The 17,770-nt window shown below is 70.4% G+C and carries 17 protein-coding genes and 1 pseudogene; 5 read left to right on the top strand and 13 right to left on the bottom strand.

What is annotated here, in order from left to right; genetic code table 11:
- Window positions 1-165: 165 nt before the first annotated feature.
- The 5 genes from ACIBF5_RS25985 to ACIBF5_RS25965 form a co-directional block, all read right to left on the bottom strand.
- The gene (locus ACIBF5_RS25985) at window positions 166-2,031 is read right to left on the bottom strand and encodes a LamG-like jellyroll fold domain-containing protein (RefSeq protein ID WP_396815485.1); all 1,866 of its coding nucleotides are present in this window, start codon (window positions 2,029-2,031) and stop codon (window positions 166-168) included.
- A 179-nt stretch (window positions 2,032-2,210) separates the two neighbouring features.
- Window positions 2,211-3,035 carry a hypothetical protein gene (locus ACIBF5_RS25980; protein WP_396815484.1) on the bottom strand — a complete coding sequence of 275 codons (825 nt, stop codon included), beginning with the start codon at window positions 3,033-3,035 and terminating at the stop codon, window positions 2,211-2,213.
- A 75-nt stretch (window positions 3,036-3,110) separates the two neighbouring features.
- The gene (locus ACIBF5_RS25975) at window positions 3,111-3,833 is read right to left on the bottom strand and encodes a response regulator (protein WP_396815483.1); all 723 of its coding nucleotides are present in this window, start codon (window positions 3,831-3,833) and stop codon (window positions 3,111-3,113) included.
- A complete protein-coding gene (locus ACIBF5_RS25970) occupies window positions 3,803-5,005 on the bottom strand; it encodes a hypothetical protein (protein ID WP_396815482.1) in 1,203 nt (400 codons plus the stop codon). The genes ACIBF5_RS25975 and ACIBF5_RS25970 overlap by 31 nt, the downstream gene beginning before the upstream one ends.
- Window positions 4,995-6,200 carry a sensor histidine kinase gene (locus tag ACIBF5_RS25965; protein WP_396815481.1) on the bottom strand — a complete coding sequence of 402 codons (1,206 nt, stop codon included), beginning with the start codon at window positions 6,198-6,200 and terminating at the stop codon, window positions 4,995-4,997. The genes ACIBF5_RS25970 and ACIBF5_RS25965 overlap by 11 nt, the downstream gene beginning before the upstream one ends.
- 146 nt (window positions 6,201-6,346) lie before the next feature.
- On the opposite strand from ACIBF5_RS25965, the gene ACIBF5_RS25960 reads away from it, so the two are divergent.
- Entirely contained in the window at window positions 6,347-7,270 is a 924-nt protein-coding gene (locus ACIBF5_RS25960; RefSeq protein ID WP_396815480.1) for a DUF72 domain-containing protein, read from the top strand.
- On the opposite strand, the gene ACIBF5_RS25955 is transcribed toward ACIBF5_RS25960, so the two are convergent.
- Entirely contained in the window at window positions 7,267-7,863 is a 597-nt protein-coding gene (locus ACIBF5_RS25955; RefSeq protein ID WP_396815479.1) for a hypothetical protein, read from the bottom strand. The two genes, ACIBF5_RS25960 and ACIBF5_RS25955, sit on opposite strands and share 4 nt — an antisense overlap.
- Window positions 7,864-8,013: 150 nt before the next feature.
- On the opposite strand from ACIBF5_RS25955, the gene ACIBF5_RS25950 reads away from it, so the two are divergent.
- Window positions 8,014-8,841 carry a MerR family transcriptional regulator gene (locus tag ACIBF5_RS25950; protein WP_396815478.1) on the top strand — a complete coding sequence of 276 codons (828 nt, stop codon included), beginning with the start codon at window positions 8,014-8,016 and terminating at the stop codon, window positions 8,839-8,841.
- A gap of 117 nt (window positions 8,842-8,958) precedes the next feature.
- Here ACIBF5_RS25950 and ACIBF5_RS25945 read toward each other — a convergent pair whose 3' ends face one another.
- Window positions 8,959-9,612, bottom strand: coding sequence for a class I SAM-dependent methyltransferase family protein (locus ACIBF5_RS25945; protein WP_396815477.1), 654 nt, complete (start codon window positions 9,610-9,612; stop codon window positions 8,959-8,961).
- Between the two features lie 265 nt (window positions 9,613-9,877).
- Between ACIBF5_RS25945 and ACIBF5_RS25940 the strand changes: the two genes are divergently transcribed.
- On the top strand, window positions 9,878-10,867 hold the full coding sequence (locus ACIBF5_RS25940; protein WP_396815476.1) for an NAD(+)/NADH kinase: 990 nt from the start codon (window positions 9,878-9,880) through the stop codon (window positions 10,865-10,867).
- Between the two features lie 367 nt (window positions 10,868-11,234).
- Entirely contained in the window at window positions 11,235-12,047 is an 813-nt protein-coding gene (locus ACIBF5_RS25935; protein ID WP_396815475.1) for an alpha/beta fold hydrolase, read from the top strand.
- Window positions 12,048-12,219: 172 nt separating this feature from the next.
- On the opposite strand, the gene ACIBF5_RS25930 is transcribed toward ACIBF5_RS25935, so the two are convergent.
- Window positions 12,220-12,591 carry a nuclear transport factor 2 family protein gene (locus ACIBF5_RS25930; protein ID WP_396815474.1) on the bottom strand — a complete coding sequence of 124 codons (372 nt, stop codon included), beginning with the start codon at window positions 12,589-12,591 and terminating at the stop codon, window positions 12,220-12,222.
- Between the two features lie 173 nt (window positions 12,592-12,764).
- Here ACIBF5_RS25930 and ACIBF5_RS25925 point away from each other — a divergent pair, with 173 nt between their 5' ends.
- Window positions 12,765-14,882, top strand: a complete 2,118-nt coding sequence (locus ACIBF5_RS25925) for a HelD family protein (protein WP_396815473.1) — start codon at window positions 12,765-12,767, stop codon at window positions 14,880-14,882.
- 181 nt (window positions 14,883-15,063) lie between these two features.
- Here the strand turns inward: ACIBF5_RS25925 and ACIBF5_RS25920 are convergent, their stop codons facing one another.
- The 5 genes and pseudogenes from ACIBF5_RS25920 to ACIBF5_RS25900 form a co-directional block, all read right to left on the bottom strand.
- Window positions 15,064-15,516, bottom strand: a complete 453-nt coding sequence (locus ACIBF5_RS25920; RefSeq protein WP_396815472.1) for a Rho termination factor N-terminal domain-containing protein — start codon at window positions 15,514-15,516, stop codon at window positions 15,064-15,066.
- A 28-nt stretch (window positions 15,517-15,544) separates the two neighbouring features.
- Window positions 15,545-16,456 carry a ParA family protein gene (locus tag ACIBF5_RS25915; protein WP_396815471.1) on the bottom strand — a complete coding sequence of 304 codons (912 nt, stop codon included), beginning with the start codon at window positions 16,454-16,456 and terminating at the stop codon, window positions 15,545-15,547.
- Window positions 16,457-16,671: 215 nt separating this feature from the next.
- A complete protein-coding gene (locus ACIBF5_RS25910; RefSeq protein WP_396815488.1) occupies window positions 16,672-16,803 on the bottom strand; it encodes a hypothetical protein in 132 nt (43 codons plus the stop codon).
- A 55-nt stretch (window positions 16,804-16,858) separates the two neighbouring features.
- Window positions 16,859-17,017, bottom strand: a pseudogene (locus ACIBF5_RS25905) (helix-turn-helix transcriptional regulator); the annotation flags it as partial.
- A 59-nt stretch (window positions 17,018-17,076) separates the two neighbouring features.
- Window positions 17,077-17,745 carry an MOSC domain-containing protein gene (locus ACIBF5_RS25900; protein WP_396815470.1) on the bottom strand — a complete coding sequence of 223 codons (669 nt, stop codon included), beginning with the start codon at window positions 17,743-17,745 and terminating at the stop codon, window positions 17,077-17,079.
- Window positions 17,746-17,770: the final 25 nt, after the last annotated feature.

Below are 17,770 nucleotides of genomic sequence, written 5' to 3'. Positions count from 1 at the left end.
TGGTGTGGGTGTTTGTGGGGGGGGGGGGGGGGGCGGTGGGGGCGGCCGGCTTGGGTGGGGGGGGGGGGCCCCCCCCGGGGGCCCCCCCCCCCCCGCCCCCCGGGCGCCGCCGGCCCCCCCCCCCCCCGCGCCCGCGTCCTCATTGGGGGGTGACGGCGGTGTGGCTCACTCGTACGGGGTCAGGAACTCGGCGGGACGCAGCGCTCGGCCGGTGATCCGAACGTCGCCGATCCATCCGTAGAAGCCCTGGCTGTACTTGAGGTTGGAAGAGGTGGCCCCGATCGCGAACGGCAGGCCGAGGGTGGCGATGCCGGTCGACAACTGGGTGGGGTTCCGCGCGATCTTCGAGCCGTCGACGTAGACGGTGGTCGCCCTGCTGTTGTTCACCACGGCGATGTGCGTCCAGCGACCCACCGGCAGGGCGTGGCTCCAGGAGGTCGGGTCGGCGTCCTGCTTGTCCGGGTAGACGACGTACTGGAGGAACCGCTCCGAGGAGACGTTCAGGCTGCAGGTGCACTCGTCGGGGGACCAGCCGGTGGTCTTGCCGGCGTCGCCGCTGCGCCCCTCCCAACTGAAAATGCCCATCCAGGCGTGGTCACCCTCGAACGGGTCCGGCAGCTTGATGAAGGTCTCGATGGTGTAGCCGTTGAGGAACTTCATGCTGTTGATCGGTGCGTTCGGTCCGGCCCGTAGGATCGCGCCCCGGTCCGGGCCCTTGCCGCCGTCGAAGCGGAGGCTGGCGTGCGCCGGTTGACCCACGTGGTGTTCGGTCGAATAGCGCAGCACCTCGGGGGTGCTGTTGTTGAGCCGCTGCACGGTCAGGTCGTTGCCGTTGCCGGTCAGGTCGCGGGCCACCACCCCGGCCGGGACCGGGGCCCCGGACACGCCGGTGACCAGGCCGTACGAGTCGAACCGCCAGTACGCCACGGTGGCGTGGGCCACGACGGTCGCCGGTGGCCGGGGTGCGGGCGGCGTCGCCGGTGCGAATCCGTTGAACCGCGCCGCGAAGTCGATCTCCATGCTGAACCGGTCGACCGGCCCGGTGAGTTCGATCGTCTCGGCCTCCAGCGGCGACCGCTTCTCCGGGTCGCGAGCCAGGAACCACGGCGAGAACGTCTCGACGTCGATGACGCCGCGTACCACGTCGAAGTGGTAGAGGCGGATCATCGCCGCCCCGCCGTAGTAGCGGTCCTGGTAGTTCGTGATGTGGACCTGGACGTCGTTGCCGGCGGCGTTGCGCAGGGTGGTCCGTCCCGGCGGCCAGTAGTGACCGTTCAGGGTGAGGAAGATCTGGTCGTTGTCGCGGATCAGCCGGTCCCAGAGGCGTCGACCGTTCTCCGACAACTGCGCCTGCCCGGCGTCGTCGGCCGAGGCCAGGTCATGCGTGGTGAGGATGACCGGCAGGGTGTGGTTGGCGTCGATGACCCCCTGCGCCCACTGCAGGCCCTTGTCCGAGATGCGCCAGTCCAGGGCCAGCACCAGCCAGTCCCGGCCGGCGGCACGCAGCACGTGGAAGCTGTTGTACCCGTCCGGCGAGGCGCCGCCGAAGGTCGGCATCGCGGCGAACCGCTGCGGCCCGAAGGCACGCAGGTAGGCGCTGTCGCCGCGCTGGTCGTCGCCGCCCCGGATGTCGTGGTTACCGGCCAGCACGCTGTACGGCAGCTTGCCGTCGAGCGTACGGAAGGTCTCTCCGGCCAGCGTGATCTCGTGCTCGCTGCCGTGCTCGGTGACGTCGCCGAGGTGCGTCATGAACACGATGTTCGCGTCCTTGCGCTCCTGGTTGAGGTAGCGGAACGTCGCCTTCAGCGGTTCCGGATCCGAGCTGTCCTCGTCGAAGAGGTACTGGGTGTCCGGCAGCACGGCGATGGTGAACCGGGGGTTCTCCGGGTCGGACTTACCCGCCGCTTCGGCGGCGGCCTGGGCGGGGGAGGAGTTGAGCAACGTCGTGGCGGCACCGACCGCGGGCGCGGCGAGCGCGGCCTGCAAAAGGGTACGGCGCTCCACCTGGCGCTGATCGCCGATGTTGGCCATTTTTTCTCCAAGGGGGAGGTCGTAGTTGACGCCCCACTCTGTTGGCTACTGGTGAGCGGCTGACGACGCTGGCTTGAACGCGCACGGGCGACCAGTCGAAGATCAACATTGTCGGACGGGCCCTTCCGCCTGTCCCGTCCCCGGCGCGGCTGCCTCCGTACGTCTCCTGCCCGCCCCGGTCAGGAGGCCGAACCCGGCTGCCGGGAGCGCCGCAGGCCGGCACTGCCGGCCTGCGGCGCCCGGCGCGCGGAGAAGGAGCTCCGCGTCGGCCGGCGGTGATAGTCGTCCCTGTGCGTGAACTCGACGACCATCGCCCCGGGAAGAACAACGCCCCGCAGATCCGCGAGGCCCTCGCTGGACCGCCCCACACCGGCCCGTACGGAGAGCGTCTCCCGCTCCTGCGGCGACATCTCCGGCGTACCGGGGTGGGCCAGCCGGAACTGGGCGACCGCCCGGCGGACAAGATGGATCAGCTCGGCGGCGCCACCGCCCTGCTCGACCTCGCCGCCCCCGAACGAGAGCGCCGGCTGCCGAATCGTCCGCAGACTGTCACAGACCAGCAGTACCCGCGCCGGCCGTGCCGCCCGGCTCCCGGTCGCCGGCTCGGCCGGCATCAGATTCAGTCGGCCCGGCCACTGCCAGCGGATCTGCCCGGTGATGATCCGGTTGGTAGCGTTGTCGCGGCGTAGGTGCCGGGGCCGACCCGGGGCGGTACGCCCGTCCGACACCTCCTCGAAGCCCCACTCCTCGCAGACGAAGGCGAGGCGCCGGTCGGTGATGGTCAGCTCCGCCGGACGGAGCAGGGACCAGTGCAGAGCGCCGTTGCCCAGGGTGGGACCGAGCAGGTAGCCGGCCACCTCCACCCGGCCACGCCACAGCGCCCCTTCACCGGGGTCCAGGACGACCCGGTGCTCCCGGTCGAGCTGCGGGAAGGCACGGTCGTCCTGGTCGTCGTGGTCGAAGCGGTGGGGCCGGACGAAGTAAGGGGATGCGTCGTCGCTCATCGGCTAGGGGCCTCCTGTTGACGAACTTCCTCCGCACCAGATTCGCCGACCGGATGATCGGCGTCATGACAGCCGTTAGGGGGTCGGCTGATCGGGGGAGGCATATGACCGGTAGTCGATGATCTCCTCTGCCCGTACGAGTCCGTCCTCGATCGCTCGGGCGAGCAACGCCGCCTTGGTCGCGGCCGGGCGCCCGGCGCGGGCGTACTTGATCCGGGCCCGGTCGACATACTGCTTCACCGTGTGCTCACTGATGTTCATCCGACGGGCCACCGACGCCTTCGACATCGACTGGAACCAGAGCAGCAACGCCTCCCGCTCCTTCTCGGAGAGAACCGGCCGGCCCGAGCGCCGGTCGCCGACGATCGCACCGGCGAGCGCGGGTGGCACGTAGCCCCGGTCACTCGCCGCGGCGAGCACGGTGGTGACGCAGTGCTCCCGCCCCTCGTGCTTGGCGAGGAACGCCACCGCCCCGGCGTCGAGCACCGAGAGGATGATGTCCGCCTCGGTGTGTTCGGAGTAGACCACCACCCGCCGGCCGGCGGCCCCCAGCTCGGCCACCTTGTCGATCACCAGGTGGCCGTGCAGCCGCAGGTCCAGCAGGATGACGTCGGCCATCGGCTGGTCGTCGGCGAGCACCACGTCCGGGTCCTCGCCGGTCGCCACCACGATCAGCCGAGGCTCCTGGGCGAGCCAGGAACGCACCCCCTCCACGACAACCGGGTGGTCGTCGATGATCGCGACGGTGAAGCGCTTCTCCCTATCGCTCACGACGCCCGCCACCGGGTCTGCGCCCATACCTGTTCCCCATCCCGCTCGTACACGTACTCGACTTCCTCGTCATCGGCGGCTGGTGGGGCCGACCCGACCGGGCCCGCCGCCGTACCGGTGGTGACCAGGCTGACCACGACCTCCGCCGGCTCGGCCACCACCGTCAACCTGGCCCACTGGCGGGCCGACGCGAGGGTCGCGGTCAGCGGCTCGGCCAGTCGGCGGCGTACGTGCACGGGCAGCGTCGGCAACGTACCGACGGCGACGAGTTCGACCGGCAAACCGTTGCGTTCCGCGATGTCCACCGCGGCGCGCAGTTCGTGCAGCAACGGGTCGGGCACGTCGTCGGACTCCGCGATCAGCCGGCGCAACCGGGACGCCTCCAACGCGCAGCGCCGTTGCACCGCCGGGTCGGTCGGGTCGGCACGCCCCTCGGCCAACTCGGTGAGAATCGCCCCGGCTGTCCGGTCGACCAGGGAAAGCCGTTCCTGGCGCTCTGCCCTGGCCCGCTGCGCGGCGATCCGTTCGGCCTCCAGCGCGGCGCGGGCGGTCGCCGTGCCGGCCGTACGGGCCGCCAGGGTGCGGAGCACACTCGCCGCGACGCTGAACGCGATCGGAAGTGTCGCGGTGCCGTAGGTGTACATGGCGTACCGGCTCAGCCCGGCGGCGTTCCCGGCCCCGTTGACGAAGACGGCCGCCAGCGCGACCGTCGCCTCGATGGCGAAGACCGCGACCAGCGGGGCGACCGGGCGCCCCCACAGCACCAGGACGACGAACCAGCCGAGCGTGCCCCAGCCCCAGTTCGCCGGCTGGAACAGCAGCGCGGCCGGGGTGTTGACGAAGACCACCGCCTCGACCAGCAGCAGTACGGCGATCAGCCGCCAGGTGGGAGTTGGTGTACCACGCAGCAGGTGGGCGGCGGAGATCGCGCCGACGACCACGAAGACCAGCCACCCGACGCCAACCGTCCACGGTGCCCGGTAGGCCGACCAACTGCCCACGATCGCCGGCGCGTTGATCGCCAGGTGCCAGCCGAAGGCGATGAGGACGGCCGCCACCCGGCTGCCCCGGTCGGCGGTCGCCGCCACGTCCGCGACGACATCCCGGCCCAGGCTCCCGATGCCGGCGGACGGGGACGGGGCGCCGACGGCGGACGCCCGGGTCAACCCGCCGCGCAGGGTAGGCAACTCAACCCGCATCGGGCCACTCCAGCCGTACCCGGGTGCCGTGTCCGGTGCGCGACTCGACCTCGGCCCGGCCACCGACCGCCGCCATCCGCCCGTGGATCGACTCGCGCAGGCCGAACCGGTGCAGCGGGACCGCGAGCGGGTCGAACCCGGGTCCGTCGTCGGTCACCTCGACCACCACCGCGCCGTCGTGGAAGCGCAGTCGAACCGAGGAGGTGGCGCCGGGGGCGTGCCGGACCACGTTGGAGAGCGCCTCGGCGGTGCTGTCGGCGAGGGCGTCGGCGACGGCGGGCGGCACCACGCAGGCCGGCAGGTCGGCGGTGACGTTCGGGGGGCCGGCCCGGAGCAGGACCGCCCGTAGCCGGTCGTCGAGCGCGACCGACGTGCCCGCCTCGGGCGCCGGCAGTGGCGGCCGGTCGCGCGAGCTGGCCAGTTCGGCGAGCGTACGCAGGTCGGCGGCGGCGCGGGCACGCAGCAGCGGTGACCCGGCGGCGACCCCACCGAGGCCGACGACGGTGAGCGTGGAGAGCACGGTGTCGTGCAGATCGCGGTTGTGTTGGCGTTCCGCCTCCCGGGCGGCCCGGTCGATCAGCACCTCCCGGGAGGTGCGCTGATAGTCCGCGAACGCCTCGTCGGCGGCGCGGCTGCTACGCCGGGTCAGCACCGCCAGCCCCGCCCCGAAAACGGTCTGGATGATCAGCGTCAGGGCGTGTGCCACCGCCTCGGTGTCGTTGCCGGCCAGGTGCGCGCCGGCCGCGTACGCCGAGGTGACCACCAGGCCGGCCGGAATGGAGAGGCGTGCGGGCAGTCCGAAGTGGGCGACCACGATCGAGGTGCTGGCGAGGATGGCGAGCCAACTCCCCTCGCCGGGCAGCACCTCGGCGGCGACCAGCCGGTTCATCAGCAGGCAGGCGGTGATGGTCAGGCAGAGGTCGACCAGGATGACCGGGGCGGTGAGTCCGCGCCGCAGGGTCCATCCGGTGAAGAGCAGCGACCAGCCGGTCAGTACGACCACGGTGATGATCAGGAGCGGAGTGGAGACCGGCGGTGTCCGTACCGCCAGCGCCACGGCGGCCCCGGCGAGCCCACAGGTCAGCCGGAGCAGGGCGGGAAAGATCGTGAAGACCTGGACCAGGGCCTTGCTGGCGGGTTTTTCCTCGCCCTGGAGGATCGGGGAAGTGTGGACGGGGATGGCGACTGTCGTCAATTTCCGTCCTCCCCGGCGATTGTGGTGATCACTGGACGGGCGTCCATTACATCGACGGAGGAGAATAGCACAAATCCCCCGGTTCGCTCTGGGTCGGCACGAGGCAAGCCGGTTTCAGTCCGGGCCAGACGGAGAACAGTAGGGCGATGAGTGAGATACGGGTGGGCACGTCGTCCTGGGCGGACCGGCTGCTTCTGGCCTCGAAATGGTATCCCCGGGAGGTCAACACCCCGGCCGGCCGACTTGCCCACTACGCCAGCCGGTTCGGCCTGGTCGAAGTGGACACCACCTACTACGCACTGCCCACACCGGAGACAACGACGGCCTGGGCCGGCCGTACGCCGGCGACGTTCACGTTCGACGTGAAGGCGTTCAGCCTCTTCACCGGGCACCCCACCGCCGTATCCGCGCTACCCCGGGACCTGCGTCCCGTCGGCGACCCCAACGGCCGGGTACGGCGCCGGGACCTGCCCGAGGCGACGTACGACGAACTCTGGGTCAGGTTCCGAACCGTCCTCGAACCGATCGCCACCACCGGCAAGCTGGGCGTGGTGCTGTTGCAGTTCCCGCCCTGGCTGCGCTACAGCGAGGCGGCCAAGCGCAGGATCGTCGAGGTCGCCGAGCGCTGCCGGCCCTACCGGGTGGCGGTCGAGTTCCGGCACGGCTCGTGGCTCGACCCCGGCAACGCCCGCTACACCGTCGGCTTCCTCGCCCGCAACGACCTCTCCATGGTGAGCGTCGACATGCCACAGGGACACGCCTCCTCCGTACCCCCGGTCCTGATCGCCACCGCGGACCCGGCGGTGGTGCGGTTCCACGGCCACAGCCCGGCCTGGGGCGGCGGCGACAAACAGGAGAAATTCCGGTACGCGTACGCCGAGGGGGAACTCGCCCGCTGGGCGGACCGGCTCCGCGAATTCGCCCGGGAGACCGACGAACTGCACGTGCTGATGAACAACTGCTGCGGTGACCAGGCGCCACGCGACGCCGCCCGGCTCGCCGAACTGCTCGGTGCCCGCCCCGACAGCCGGTACGCGAAGCGCCGGCCGCTGGTCTCGTCGCGCTCCTAGGACCCGTCCCGGTCAGCCGGGCGCGGCGCCTGGATGGCGAGGAACGCGTCGATGTGACGCAGGTGCTTCGGGGTCAGCCCGAGATGCGCCGGCGGGGACACGATCAGCGTCGGCGCCAGCCGGGCCAACTCCGTACCGTTGTCGTGCCCGCGCAGCTCCCAGGTCGCGTCGTCGTCGGTCCAGACCAGCGGGCGTCCCTCGTCGCGCACCACCCGTTCGGCCGCCGGATACTTCCACCAGCCCCGGCTCACCGCCGTCGGCGCGGCACCGGCAAGAGCCTGCTCGCGTTCGGTGAACTCGGGGGACTCCTGCGTCTCGAAGCTCGGCAGCCCAAGCAACCGGGCGAGGTTACCGGCGTCGTGTTGCCACGTCGTGTGCCAGCGGACCTCGGCCCGACCCTTCTCGTGCACCGCCCGGATGAAGTCCAGCACCGGCCGGGCGGCGAGGATCGGCCAGTCGACGCCGGCCGAGATGGCGGTTCCGGTGACCCACTGGTCCCGGGGCCAGACGTTCCGGTCCGGTTTCCGGCTGATCGCGTTGACCACACCGTCGATGTCGAGCAGCCATACCGGAGTCCGATCGACCGTGTCCATGGAGCAAGTTGTACGCGCCCCCCACTGAGGTAAGGAAGGGCCCCTTGTTATCGCTTTTTGTATAACAAGGGGCCCTTCCTAACCTTGGCGCACGGCGGGGAGGCTGGGCTTGACTGTGACACGGTGTCAGGGGCCAAGGTGGGGCAGGTCATGTTCAGTATCGGAGACTTCGCGAAGGTCGGCCGGGTGTCGGTCCGCATGCTGCGCCACTACGACGCGATCGGACTGCTGCGCCCGGCGGTCGTCGACCCCACCAACGGATACCGCTTCTACCACGCCGACCAGTTGCGTCGGCTCAACCGGGTGATCGCCCTGAAAGATCTCGGCTTCACCCTGCAGCAGGTACAGGCGGTCCTCGACGACCAACTCGACGTCGAGGAACTGCGCGGCATGCTGCGCCTGCAACGGGCGGAGCTGGCCGCGCGGCTGGCGGCGGACGCGGCCCGGCTCACCGGGATCGAGGCGAGGCTCCGGATGATCGAGAACGAGGGCCACATGCACACCGAGGACGTCGTACTGAAGAAGATCGCACCGGTTCGGGTCGCCGAGCTGAGCGCCGTCGCGGCCAGCTACGAGGCCGCCGACATCGGGCCGGTGATCCAGCCCCTCTATCCCGAAGTGATCCGGCGGGTCGACGCGGCGGGAGTGGCCATGGTCGGGCCGTCGGTCGCGTACTACGAGCCCGCGCCGGGCGAACCCGGCGAGGCGGTGGTGGTGCACGCGGGAGTGGCGGTCGCCGTCGCACCGCAGCCCGGTCACGACTTCGCCATCGTCGACCTGCCCGGGATCGAATCCGCCGCGACCATCATCCACCGGGGTTCCATGGACGAGGCCGACCGGAGCATGCAGATCCTGGCCCGCTGGGTCGAGGAGAACGGATACCGCATGATCGGGTACGCCCGCGAGGTCTGCCTCGAGTTCGTACCGGACCACCCCGACCGGTGGGTGCACGAGTTCCAGGTCGAGGTCAGCCGCTGACCACCAGGGCGCAGCCTGTGTAGGGCTGGGTCGATGACGCTCTGGCTGCTGCCCGGCCGGTGTCGGCTTCGGGTCGGTCGTCGGCGTCGCGTACCAGACCGAGCGGAATCAAGCCGGTTACCGGGTGAAGCGGAAGTAACGGGTGGTTGGGTCGAAACGGGCCGGCGGGCTCGTGAGCTGGTGCAACCCGACACTGAAATGCAGGTCGGCGGGGGCGACGAAATCCCGCTCTCGGAAACCAGCCTCGGCGAACCACTGCCGCAGCGCCGGGGTGAGATCCGGGTCCTGCCGGTGTCGGGTCCAGATCACGAAGGCGTCCGGGGCGCAGAGTTGGGGCAGGGCCGTCACCGTGGCCCGTACGTCGGCGTCGGAGATGTTGCCGAAGACACCGCACATCAGCACCACCTCGGCGGGTACGGCATCGGCGTACGGGCTGGCGAGCCCGGCGTCCGCCTCGACCACCTCGATCTGCTCGTCGAGTCCCGCCGTCCTCGTGTCGGCCCGCGCCCGCGCCGCGTTCTCCGGGTCCCACTCGATCAGCCGGGCCTGTACGTCCATCCGACGAGGATGGTCGCGGAGCACCCCGACGACGTCACGCCCCTGGCCGGCGCAGGCGCTGACCAGGCGGATCGGTCCCGGGGCGGTGCCGGCGAGGGCCCGCCGCAACTGTTCCTGGACTGCCTGGAGGCGGTGCCAGAGCGGTGACCCTGGCTGGTCGTACGCGTCGTGCCACGCTTTCCCGTAGCGGTTGGTGCCACTGTCCGCGGTCATGATCTCCTCCAGGCATCTCGTCCGATTCCGCCCCATCATCGGTGATCGTCCGGATCGGTGTCTGTCCGTGATGCCCCGCACCGCGTCGATCCCTGGGCGACGGCGTCGACCAGCGGGTGCCGGTGAACCCGGGGTTCGTTCGCTCACCGCGCCGGCCCCACCGCCGATCCGGTCCGTAAGCTGCACTGATCGGCTTCGCGCCGCCCGGTACCGACAGCGGTGGGCGAGGAGCCGGTTTGCGGCGACGGAGGAGAAGCGAGAAATCATGGGGCGCGAGCGGATCGGTCTGGTGACGCACACGGGCCGCCAGGCTGCGGTCGAGGCGGCCGACGTGGTTCGGCGCTGGGCGGCGGCACACGACATCGAGGTCAGTGACACCGACGTCTGGGGGCCGGACTGGGCGCACTGCCACCGGCGCAACGCGGTCGACGAGGCAAGGGCCGCCGGCCACCCGGCGCTCGTCGTCACGGTCGGTGGCGACGGTACGTTCCTGCGCGGCGCCCGGGTCGCGGCCGAGGACGGCGTACCGGTGCTCGGCATCAACGTCGGCCGGGTCGGGTTCCTGACCGAGGTCGAGCCGACCGAGATCGACGCGGCGCTCGACGCGTACTTCTCCGGACAGGTGCAGCTCGACGAGCGACTGATGCTGACCCTCTGCGCCTCCCGGCCGCTGGAGATCCCGGAGGGCATGCAGGACCTGCTCCGGTACGGGCGCGGCCCGCTGCTGCCCCCGCCGCCGCTGCGCGAGTCACCGGCGCCGATCGACCGGGCCGGGGTGGCGCTCGACGTCACCGCGCTCAACGACATCGTCTTCGAGAAGCTTGCCCGCGACCGGCAGGCCAGCCTCGGGGTCTACCTCGACGAGAGCCTCTTCACCTCGTACTCGGCGGACGCCCTGGTGGTGGCGAGCCCGACGGGTTCGACCGCGTACAGTTTCGCCGCCGGTGGCCCGGTCCTGTCGCCACGGCTGCGTGCGCTCGTGTTGACCCCGGTCGCCGCACACATGGTCTTCAACCGCAGCATGGTGGTGGCCGCCGACGAGGCCGTCTCGGTACGGGTGCTCGACCACTCGGGGGCGGTCGCGGTGAGCGTCGACGGTCAGTTGCGCGGGGTGCTGAACCCGGGGGACTGGGTGACGGTGCAGCCGGCGGCGACCCCGGCCAAGCTGGTCCGGCTCCACTCGTCGCACTTCTACTCCCGGCTGCGGGAGAAGTTCTCGCTCGCCGGTGCCCCGGCGGCGATCGCGGACAGTTAGTACGGCAGCGCCAACGATCCGAACACGAAGCCGCTGCCGTCCGACGCGGCTCCACCTGTCCCGCGCGGCTCCACCCGTCCGAGCCGGCTCGCGAACGAGGTAGGCACCGGGAGCCAATCCCTGCTGCCGTCACAGAGCATCTACGCTGTGGCGCACGGCCACCGCCAGATCTGACTCATGTCCACGACATACGGATGATCGTGCGTCGGCCGTCGCGCGTCGAATCGCCCCACCAACAGCATCTCGAACGGCGGCCGTCACCAGGGCATGCCTCACCTAGACAGGGCACGCGCCACCTAGAACTGCCTGGCAGGGCGATGTACTGCGCAATCCGATCGATGATTCGAGAAAAGGACGGTGCACGATCGTGCCAGTTGTCGAGGTCAACGGAGCAGAGATCGCCTACCGGGAGAGTTCCGGCGAGGGACGTCCGGTGGTACTGGTCCACGGAAACTCATCGTCGTCCCGTACCTGGGGTCATCTTCTGGACACCTCCATGGGTCAACGGTTCCGATGCCTCGCGCTCGATCTGCCTGGACACGGTGGCTCTGCCACGGCGTCTACTTTCGACGACTATTCCGTACCCGCATACGCGGCGATTCTTGCCGGGTTCGTCAGGGCTGTGAACGCGGAAGGCGCCGTGCTCGTTGGTTGGAGCCTGGGTGGACACATCGCGCTGGAGTCGACGCCGCTGCTCGGCGACGCCGTCGCCGGTGTCGCCATCTTCGGTACGCCGCCGATCGCGACGGCCGAATCGTTCGGCAGCGCCTTCCTGCCGAACCCCGTGGTGAATATCGGCTTCGCCGCCGAGAGCAGCGCGGACGCCGCGCGGGAGTACGCCGAGAACTCTGTCGCGCGCGACTCGTCGGTTCCGCTGGAGCCCTTTGTCGAGGACTTCCTCGCCACCGATGGCGCCGCCCGCGCCGGGCTGGCAGCGAGCCTCGCCACCGGTCGCTTTGCCGACGAGGTTGCGATCATCACCGGTCTGCGGCAGCCCCTTGCGGTCCTGCACGGCCGGGCCGACCGGTTTGTCTCCCTGCCCTATGTGCAGGGCCTGGCAGCGCCGACGCTGTGGCGCGGCGCGGTGCAGATCATCGACGAGGCTGGCCACGCGCCGCACGTGGAGACGCCGACCGCCTTCACCAACCTGCTGGAGCAGTTCATCGCCGACCTGCCCTGACCACCACGAGGTGGCGCGGTAGTCCGACCGGCCCAGCCACCACCCACGGTTGTCGAGAAGGGGCCCTCGCTACGCGGAATGCGATAGCAAGGGCCCCTTCCTTCAGGCGTTCGCGGGAAGAACGGCTGCGGGAGCAACGGGCTGCGGGAGCAACGGGTTGGCGGTCGGCGGGTCAGAGCAGCGTGCGGGCGTACTCGGGGTTGGTGTAGTCGCGCCAGGCCAAGATCTTGCCGTCGCGTACGTCGTAGACCGCCATGTTCATGATCGTCGCGACCTGCTTGCCGGCCAGGCCGAGGCCGTGCACCTGTTCGGCGAGGACGATGCTGCCGTTGACCGCCTGGTTGACGGTTTCGAACCGTACGGTCTCGAAGCTCTGGAAGACGCCGCGCCAGACCTCCAGCACGTTGTCCCGGCCGTGTACCTCTTTGTCGCCGTAGTTGTGGAACATCACGTTCTCGTCGAGGAACGGCTCCAGCAGTTCGGTCTTCTTCTCCGCGAAGGCCTCGATGAAGTTCCGCACCAGGGTGTCGTTGTCGACCGCCATCGCATGCCTCCAGTGGCCGGGACCTATCGTCCGATTCTACGAAAAAATAGCGTCGGCTGGTCGGGAACGGCCTACCGCACGATGACCGATCCGTCGATATCCGCTCCCTCTTGGTGACGGTACGGTGAGCCGGTCCATCCGGTCGGTGACCGGCTGAGCGGGCGGGGGCCGGTATGCACTCCAGATCGACTGAGATCGCTGCCGAGCAGGCGTACTTCGACACCACAGCCAAGCATCGGGACCGGAAGATCGGCGAGCTGAGCGGTCTCGTCCGTGCCGCCGCGAACTCCGGCGCCGCCGCCCACCTGCACCGGCACGCCGAGGCCGCCCGCCAGGCGATCGGCACGACCGAGGACGCGGTCGCGTTCGGGCGGGTCGACGACGAGACGGGCGAGACGCTCTACCTCGGTCGGCATCTCATCCGCGACGACAACGCCGAGGTGCTTGTCGTCAACTGGCAGGCACCTGCCGTCGCCCGTTACTTCGAGGCGAGCCACCAGGAGCCGCTCGGCCTGCGCCGCCGCCGCACCTTCGACTGCACCGGCAACACCATCCGGGAGTTCACCGAGGTGATCTTCGCTGAGATCGCCGAGACGGTGGACCGGCACCTGCTCGCCGAACTGGAGCGCGGCCGTACGGGACAGATGCGGGACATCGTGGCGACCATCCAGGCGGCCCAGTTCGCCCTGATCCGGGCGCCCCGGGAGCAGTTGCTCGTGATCGAGGGCGGCCCCGGCAGCGGCAAGACCGCGGTGGCGCTGCACCGGGTCTCCTGGCTGCTCTTCACCCACGCCGAGACGCTCGACGCCGCCGACGTCCTGATCGTCGGCCCGCACCCCACCTTCATGCGTTACATCCGCACGGTGCTGCCGGGGCTCGGTGACGCCGAGGTGGAGCTACGCGACATCGGCCGGCTGGCCCCGACGGTGGCGAGAGGACGGGTCGAGCCGGCCGAGGTGAGCCGGATCAAGGGGGAGGTACGGATGGCGGCGCTCCTCGCCCGAGCCCTGGAGGGACGAATCGGCGTCCCCGAACCCGCCGAACGGCTCCTGGTCGACGGACGGTTCGTCACCGTGCCCGGCGCGGAGGTCGCCGAGGCACTGGACCACGCTCGGGCGGCGGAGCTGCCCTACCTCGGACGCCGCCAGCTTTTCCGCGACCGGCTCGGGCAGATCGTCGCGGACCGAACCGGCGGGGCACCACGGGCCGGCGGGTCGGCCCTCGCGAACCTGGTCGAACGCCTCTGGCCGCAGCAGACCGCACCGGCGTTCCTCCGCGATCTGCTCGGCTCCCGCAGTCGGCTGCACGCTGCCGCCGGCACCGACTTCACCGCCGAGGAACTCGCCCACCTGCACCGCCGGAGCGCGGACCGGCTCTCCCAGGAACTCTGGTCCGCCGCCGACCTGGCCCTCCTCGACGAGCTGGACCACCTGGTCAACGGAGCCGGCCGGCGGTACGGGCACGTGGTCGTCGACGAGGCGCAGGACCTGTCACCGATGCAGCTACGCGCGGTGGGCCGGCGCAGCGCCAACGGCTCGTTCACCGTCGTCGGTGACATCGCCCAGTCGACCGGTGCGTGGGCCCGGGACAGTTGGGACGAGGTCACCCGGCACCTGCCGACCCCACACCCGGTCACGGTCACCGCGCTGAGGTACGGCTACCGGGTGCCGCGCCCGGCGTACGCGTTGGCAGCCAGGCTGCTGCCGGTGGCCGCACCCGGCGTCACCGCCCCCGAGGTCGTCCGGGACGGTCCGGAACCGAGCACGCATCGGGTCGGTCTGACCGAGCGGCCCGGTCGGGTGGTGACGGTGGCCCTCGCACACGCCGCCGCCGGCCGCTTCGTCGGCATCGTCTGCCCGCCGCGCTGCCGACGCGAGGTCGAGGCGGCCCTCGCCGAGAACGGGGTCGAATGGCACAGCGCCGACCGGGGCGAACTGGGCGGCTCGATCAACCTGGTGAGCCCGCAGGAGGCCAAGGGGCTCGAATTCGACGCGGTGGTGGTGGTCGAGCCGGCGGAGATCGTCGCCAGCGACGAGCGGGGACATCGCCTGCTCTATGTCGCGCTCACCCGGACCACCGGCCACCTCGACGTGGTCTGCGTCGGCGACCCGCTGCCACTGACCGCACCGACGCGGCCCGGCAGGGGCGACGACGACCGGCCCAATGGCCTCACCGCCCGGGAGGTACGGCGCATCGCCGAGTACATCGCCGGACAGCTACGCGGCGCCGCTCCCGAACCCCACTGGGACGAGGTGCTCGCCGAAGTCACCCAACTCCTACGCCCGGAGTAAGGAAGGGCCCCTTGTTATCGCTTTCGGTATAGGAAGGGCCCCTTCCTAACCACGGGCCGCGCCCGGCGGCGCGCGGCGTGGCGCCGCGTGGCCCGCGCCGCGCCGCGCCGCGCCGCGCCGCCGGGCGGTGCGCGGTGCGGGCGGGCGGGCGGTGTGCGGTGCGGGCGGTGTGCGGTGCGGCTCAGTTGTGGGGGGGTGTGGTGCGGGCGATCGCCTCCGAGGCGAGCCGGCGGCCGACGGTCCACTGCACGATCTCCTGGACCACGGTCGGCTTGGTCGCTCGGCTCGACACAGTGATTCCCAGTTCCCGGGCCAGCGCCCGTAGCTCGGGCACCTTGAGTGTGAGGTCGTCGAGGTACCGGGTGGCGGCAACCCGGTCACCGATCGAGACCAGGTCGGCCCGGACCTGCTCCGCCGAGACCGGCGGTGGTGTCGGGGCGGCTGTCGTCCGGGCTGCGGTCGTGCGGTTCTTCGCCGTCCCCGCGGGTGCTGCCGTACCCGCGCTCGGCTGCCCGGCGAGTTGGAGCCGTACCCGGCCGGCGGCCAGGTCCGCGAGCTGGTCGGCCGGCAACGTACGGATGAACTCCGCCACCTGGAGCAGGACGGCGTGGGACAGGTCGGCCGGGCTGGTCACGTCTACTACTCCCTGATGACGGAACGTGCTAGGTGCGGATCTTGGCCAGCAGTTCGCTGGCGAGTTGCTGGAGTTCGTACTGGATCATCGCGTTGGCGTTGGGTACGAGCACCGCCGGGATGCCGTGCTCACCGGCGGTGCCGAAAATGGTCTTGTTCTCCCGGATCATCTGGTTGAAGACCGGCACCTCGATGTTCCCGGTCTGGCCGATGTAGTTACGCGAGGCCAGTATCGGGCCGTTGTTGCTGTACTGGATCATCGTGAAGACCACGCCGAGGAAGTGCGGATCGATCTGCCCGGTGCCGTTGCCTGCCACCCGGTTGTAGTCGCGGACAAGTTCGGAGACCTTCTTGCGCAGGTAGTCGATGCCGAGGGTGGAGAGGTAGTCCGCCTTCGCCGGAATCAGGATGTGGTCGCTGGCCACGATCCCGGTCCGGGTCACCATAGTGAAGTTCGGCGCACAGTCCAGCAGGACCAGGTCGTACCCGTCGAATGTCGGCTCGTCGAGTGCGTCGGAGAGGGCGCGGTGCAGCGCCAGGAAACGCGGACTGCCGTGCTGGAACCGGGAGCCGCCGAGCAGGGCGGCGAAGTCGAGGTCCACGTCGACCAGGCCGAGGTGCGAGGCGACCAGGTCCAGCCGACCCGGACCCCGTTCCGTGATCGCTTTGTTGACCAGTGGTGGGGTCACCACGTACCGGTGTAGTGGTTGTGTCGGCGTGGTGTCCAGCACCGAGCCGAACCACTGGAGGATGCTGCGTTCGTCGGCGAGGTCGCGTTCCCACTCGTCCGGCGTGAAGAAGGAGAAGGTCAGGCTGGCCTGCGGATCCAGGTCGATCAGCAGGATCTTGAGCCCACGGGTGGCAAGCTCCGCGCCGAGGTTCGCGGTCAGGGTGGTCTTCCCGACGCCGCCTTTGTAGTTGATGACCGAGATGACGGTCACTGTGGACACCACCGCGTCGACTGCACGGGCGTACGCATGACCGGCAGCATGCCACGTCAGGGCCGGTGCGATCGACCCCTGACGCTGGGTGAACGTGCCTCCCGCCTCCCCACTCAACCGGGCTGGATAGCCGCGACGAGGTCGCTGTCAGATGACCGACGGCGTGGGTCGTCACGGCCGTCCAGCCGGGCGTCGCCCCAGATGTCGGCGCGGAATCAGATGTCGTCGCGGAACGCGGCGGCCAGGTTGGGCAGCACCAGGGCAAGGTGGAAGGGCACCACGATCGCGGCGGCGACCAGACCCGAACCGGGGGCAGGCAGGTCGAGCATGCCCCAGAGCGCGATCACGGCGAGCGCCGCGGTGAAGAGGCCGAACCCGATCCGGTACGCGTCGAGGTAGACCCGGCCACGGATCTGCGCCTGCCGCTCGTCGAGCGCCTGTTCCGGCAGCTCCCGCGATGCGCAGGGCCAGCACCAGGCTGGGGCTGTATTCGCCGCGTTCGAGGTAGCCGATGGTCTGGTAGTGGACCCCGACCTCCTCGGCGAGCTGCTTGCGGCTCATGCCCCGTTCGGACCGCAGGACGGCCAGGCGGTTGTGGAACTGAGGCTCCGAACCCGCCCCTAGGCGCTGGTGCGGTCGGCGAGCCACTGCCGAATCTCCTCCTTGAGGCTCTCCGAAACCCCGTCCGCGTCGAGCAGTCGGGGCAGCAGTTCCGGCTCCAGCATCCACGCGCGGAAGCCCTCCGCGATGGTCACTCCGCGAACCGGCCGGTCGACCACGCGTACGTCATCACCGGCACGGACCTCACCCGGCTCGACCACCCGCAGGTACGCCCCCGGCCGGCCCTCCCGCGTGAACCGCTTCACCCAGTGCGGCTCGGCCATCTTCAGCTGGAACGTGGCACAGGGGATCCGACCGAAGGTGGTCTGCAGCACCAGGTCGGCGCCGATCCGCCAGCGCTCGCCGATGAACGCGCCGTTGACGTCCAGACCGACCGTGGTCAGGTTCTCGCCGAAGATCCCGCCCGGCAGTGGACGCCCCAACTCCGCCTCCCACCAGTCGTAGTCCTCCCGGGCGTACGCGTAGACCGCCTGGTCGTCACCGCCGTGGTGGGCTACGTCGAAGATCTGGTCGCCGACGAGTCCACTGCCCAACCCGGTGGTCTTCGGCCCGGGCGCCCGAACCGCCACCGGGTCGCTCACCGGCTGCTTGTTGATGCCGGTGACCCCGACCGACTTGGCGCTGTTCGGTTCCGGAACGGCCAGATTGACCGAGAGAATCATCCCCATAAATCCGACCTTACTCGCGGCCACC

Source organism: Micromonospora sp. NPDC050417, from assembly GCF_044458865.1.
In the GTDB taxonomy this organism is placed as follows: Bacteria; Actinomycetota; Actinomycetes; order Mycobacteriales; family Micromonosporaceae; genus Micromonospora_G.
Note: the sequence above shows the minus strand (reverse complement) of the source record. Positions and strands in the feature narration are given on the sequence as shown.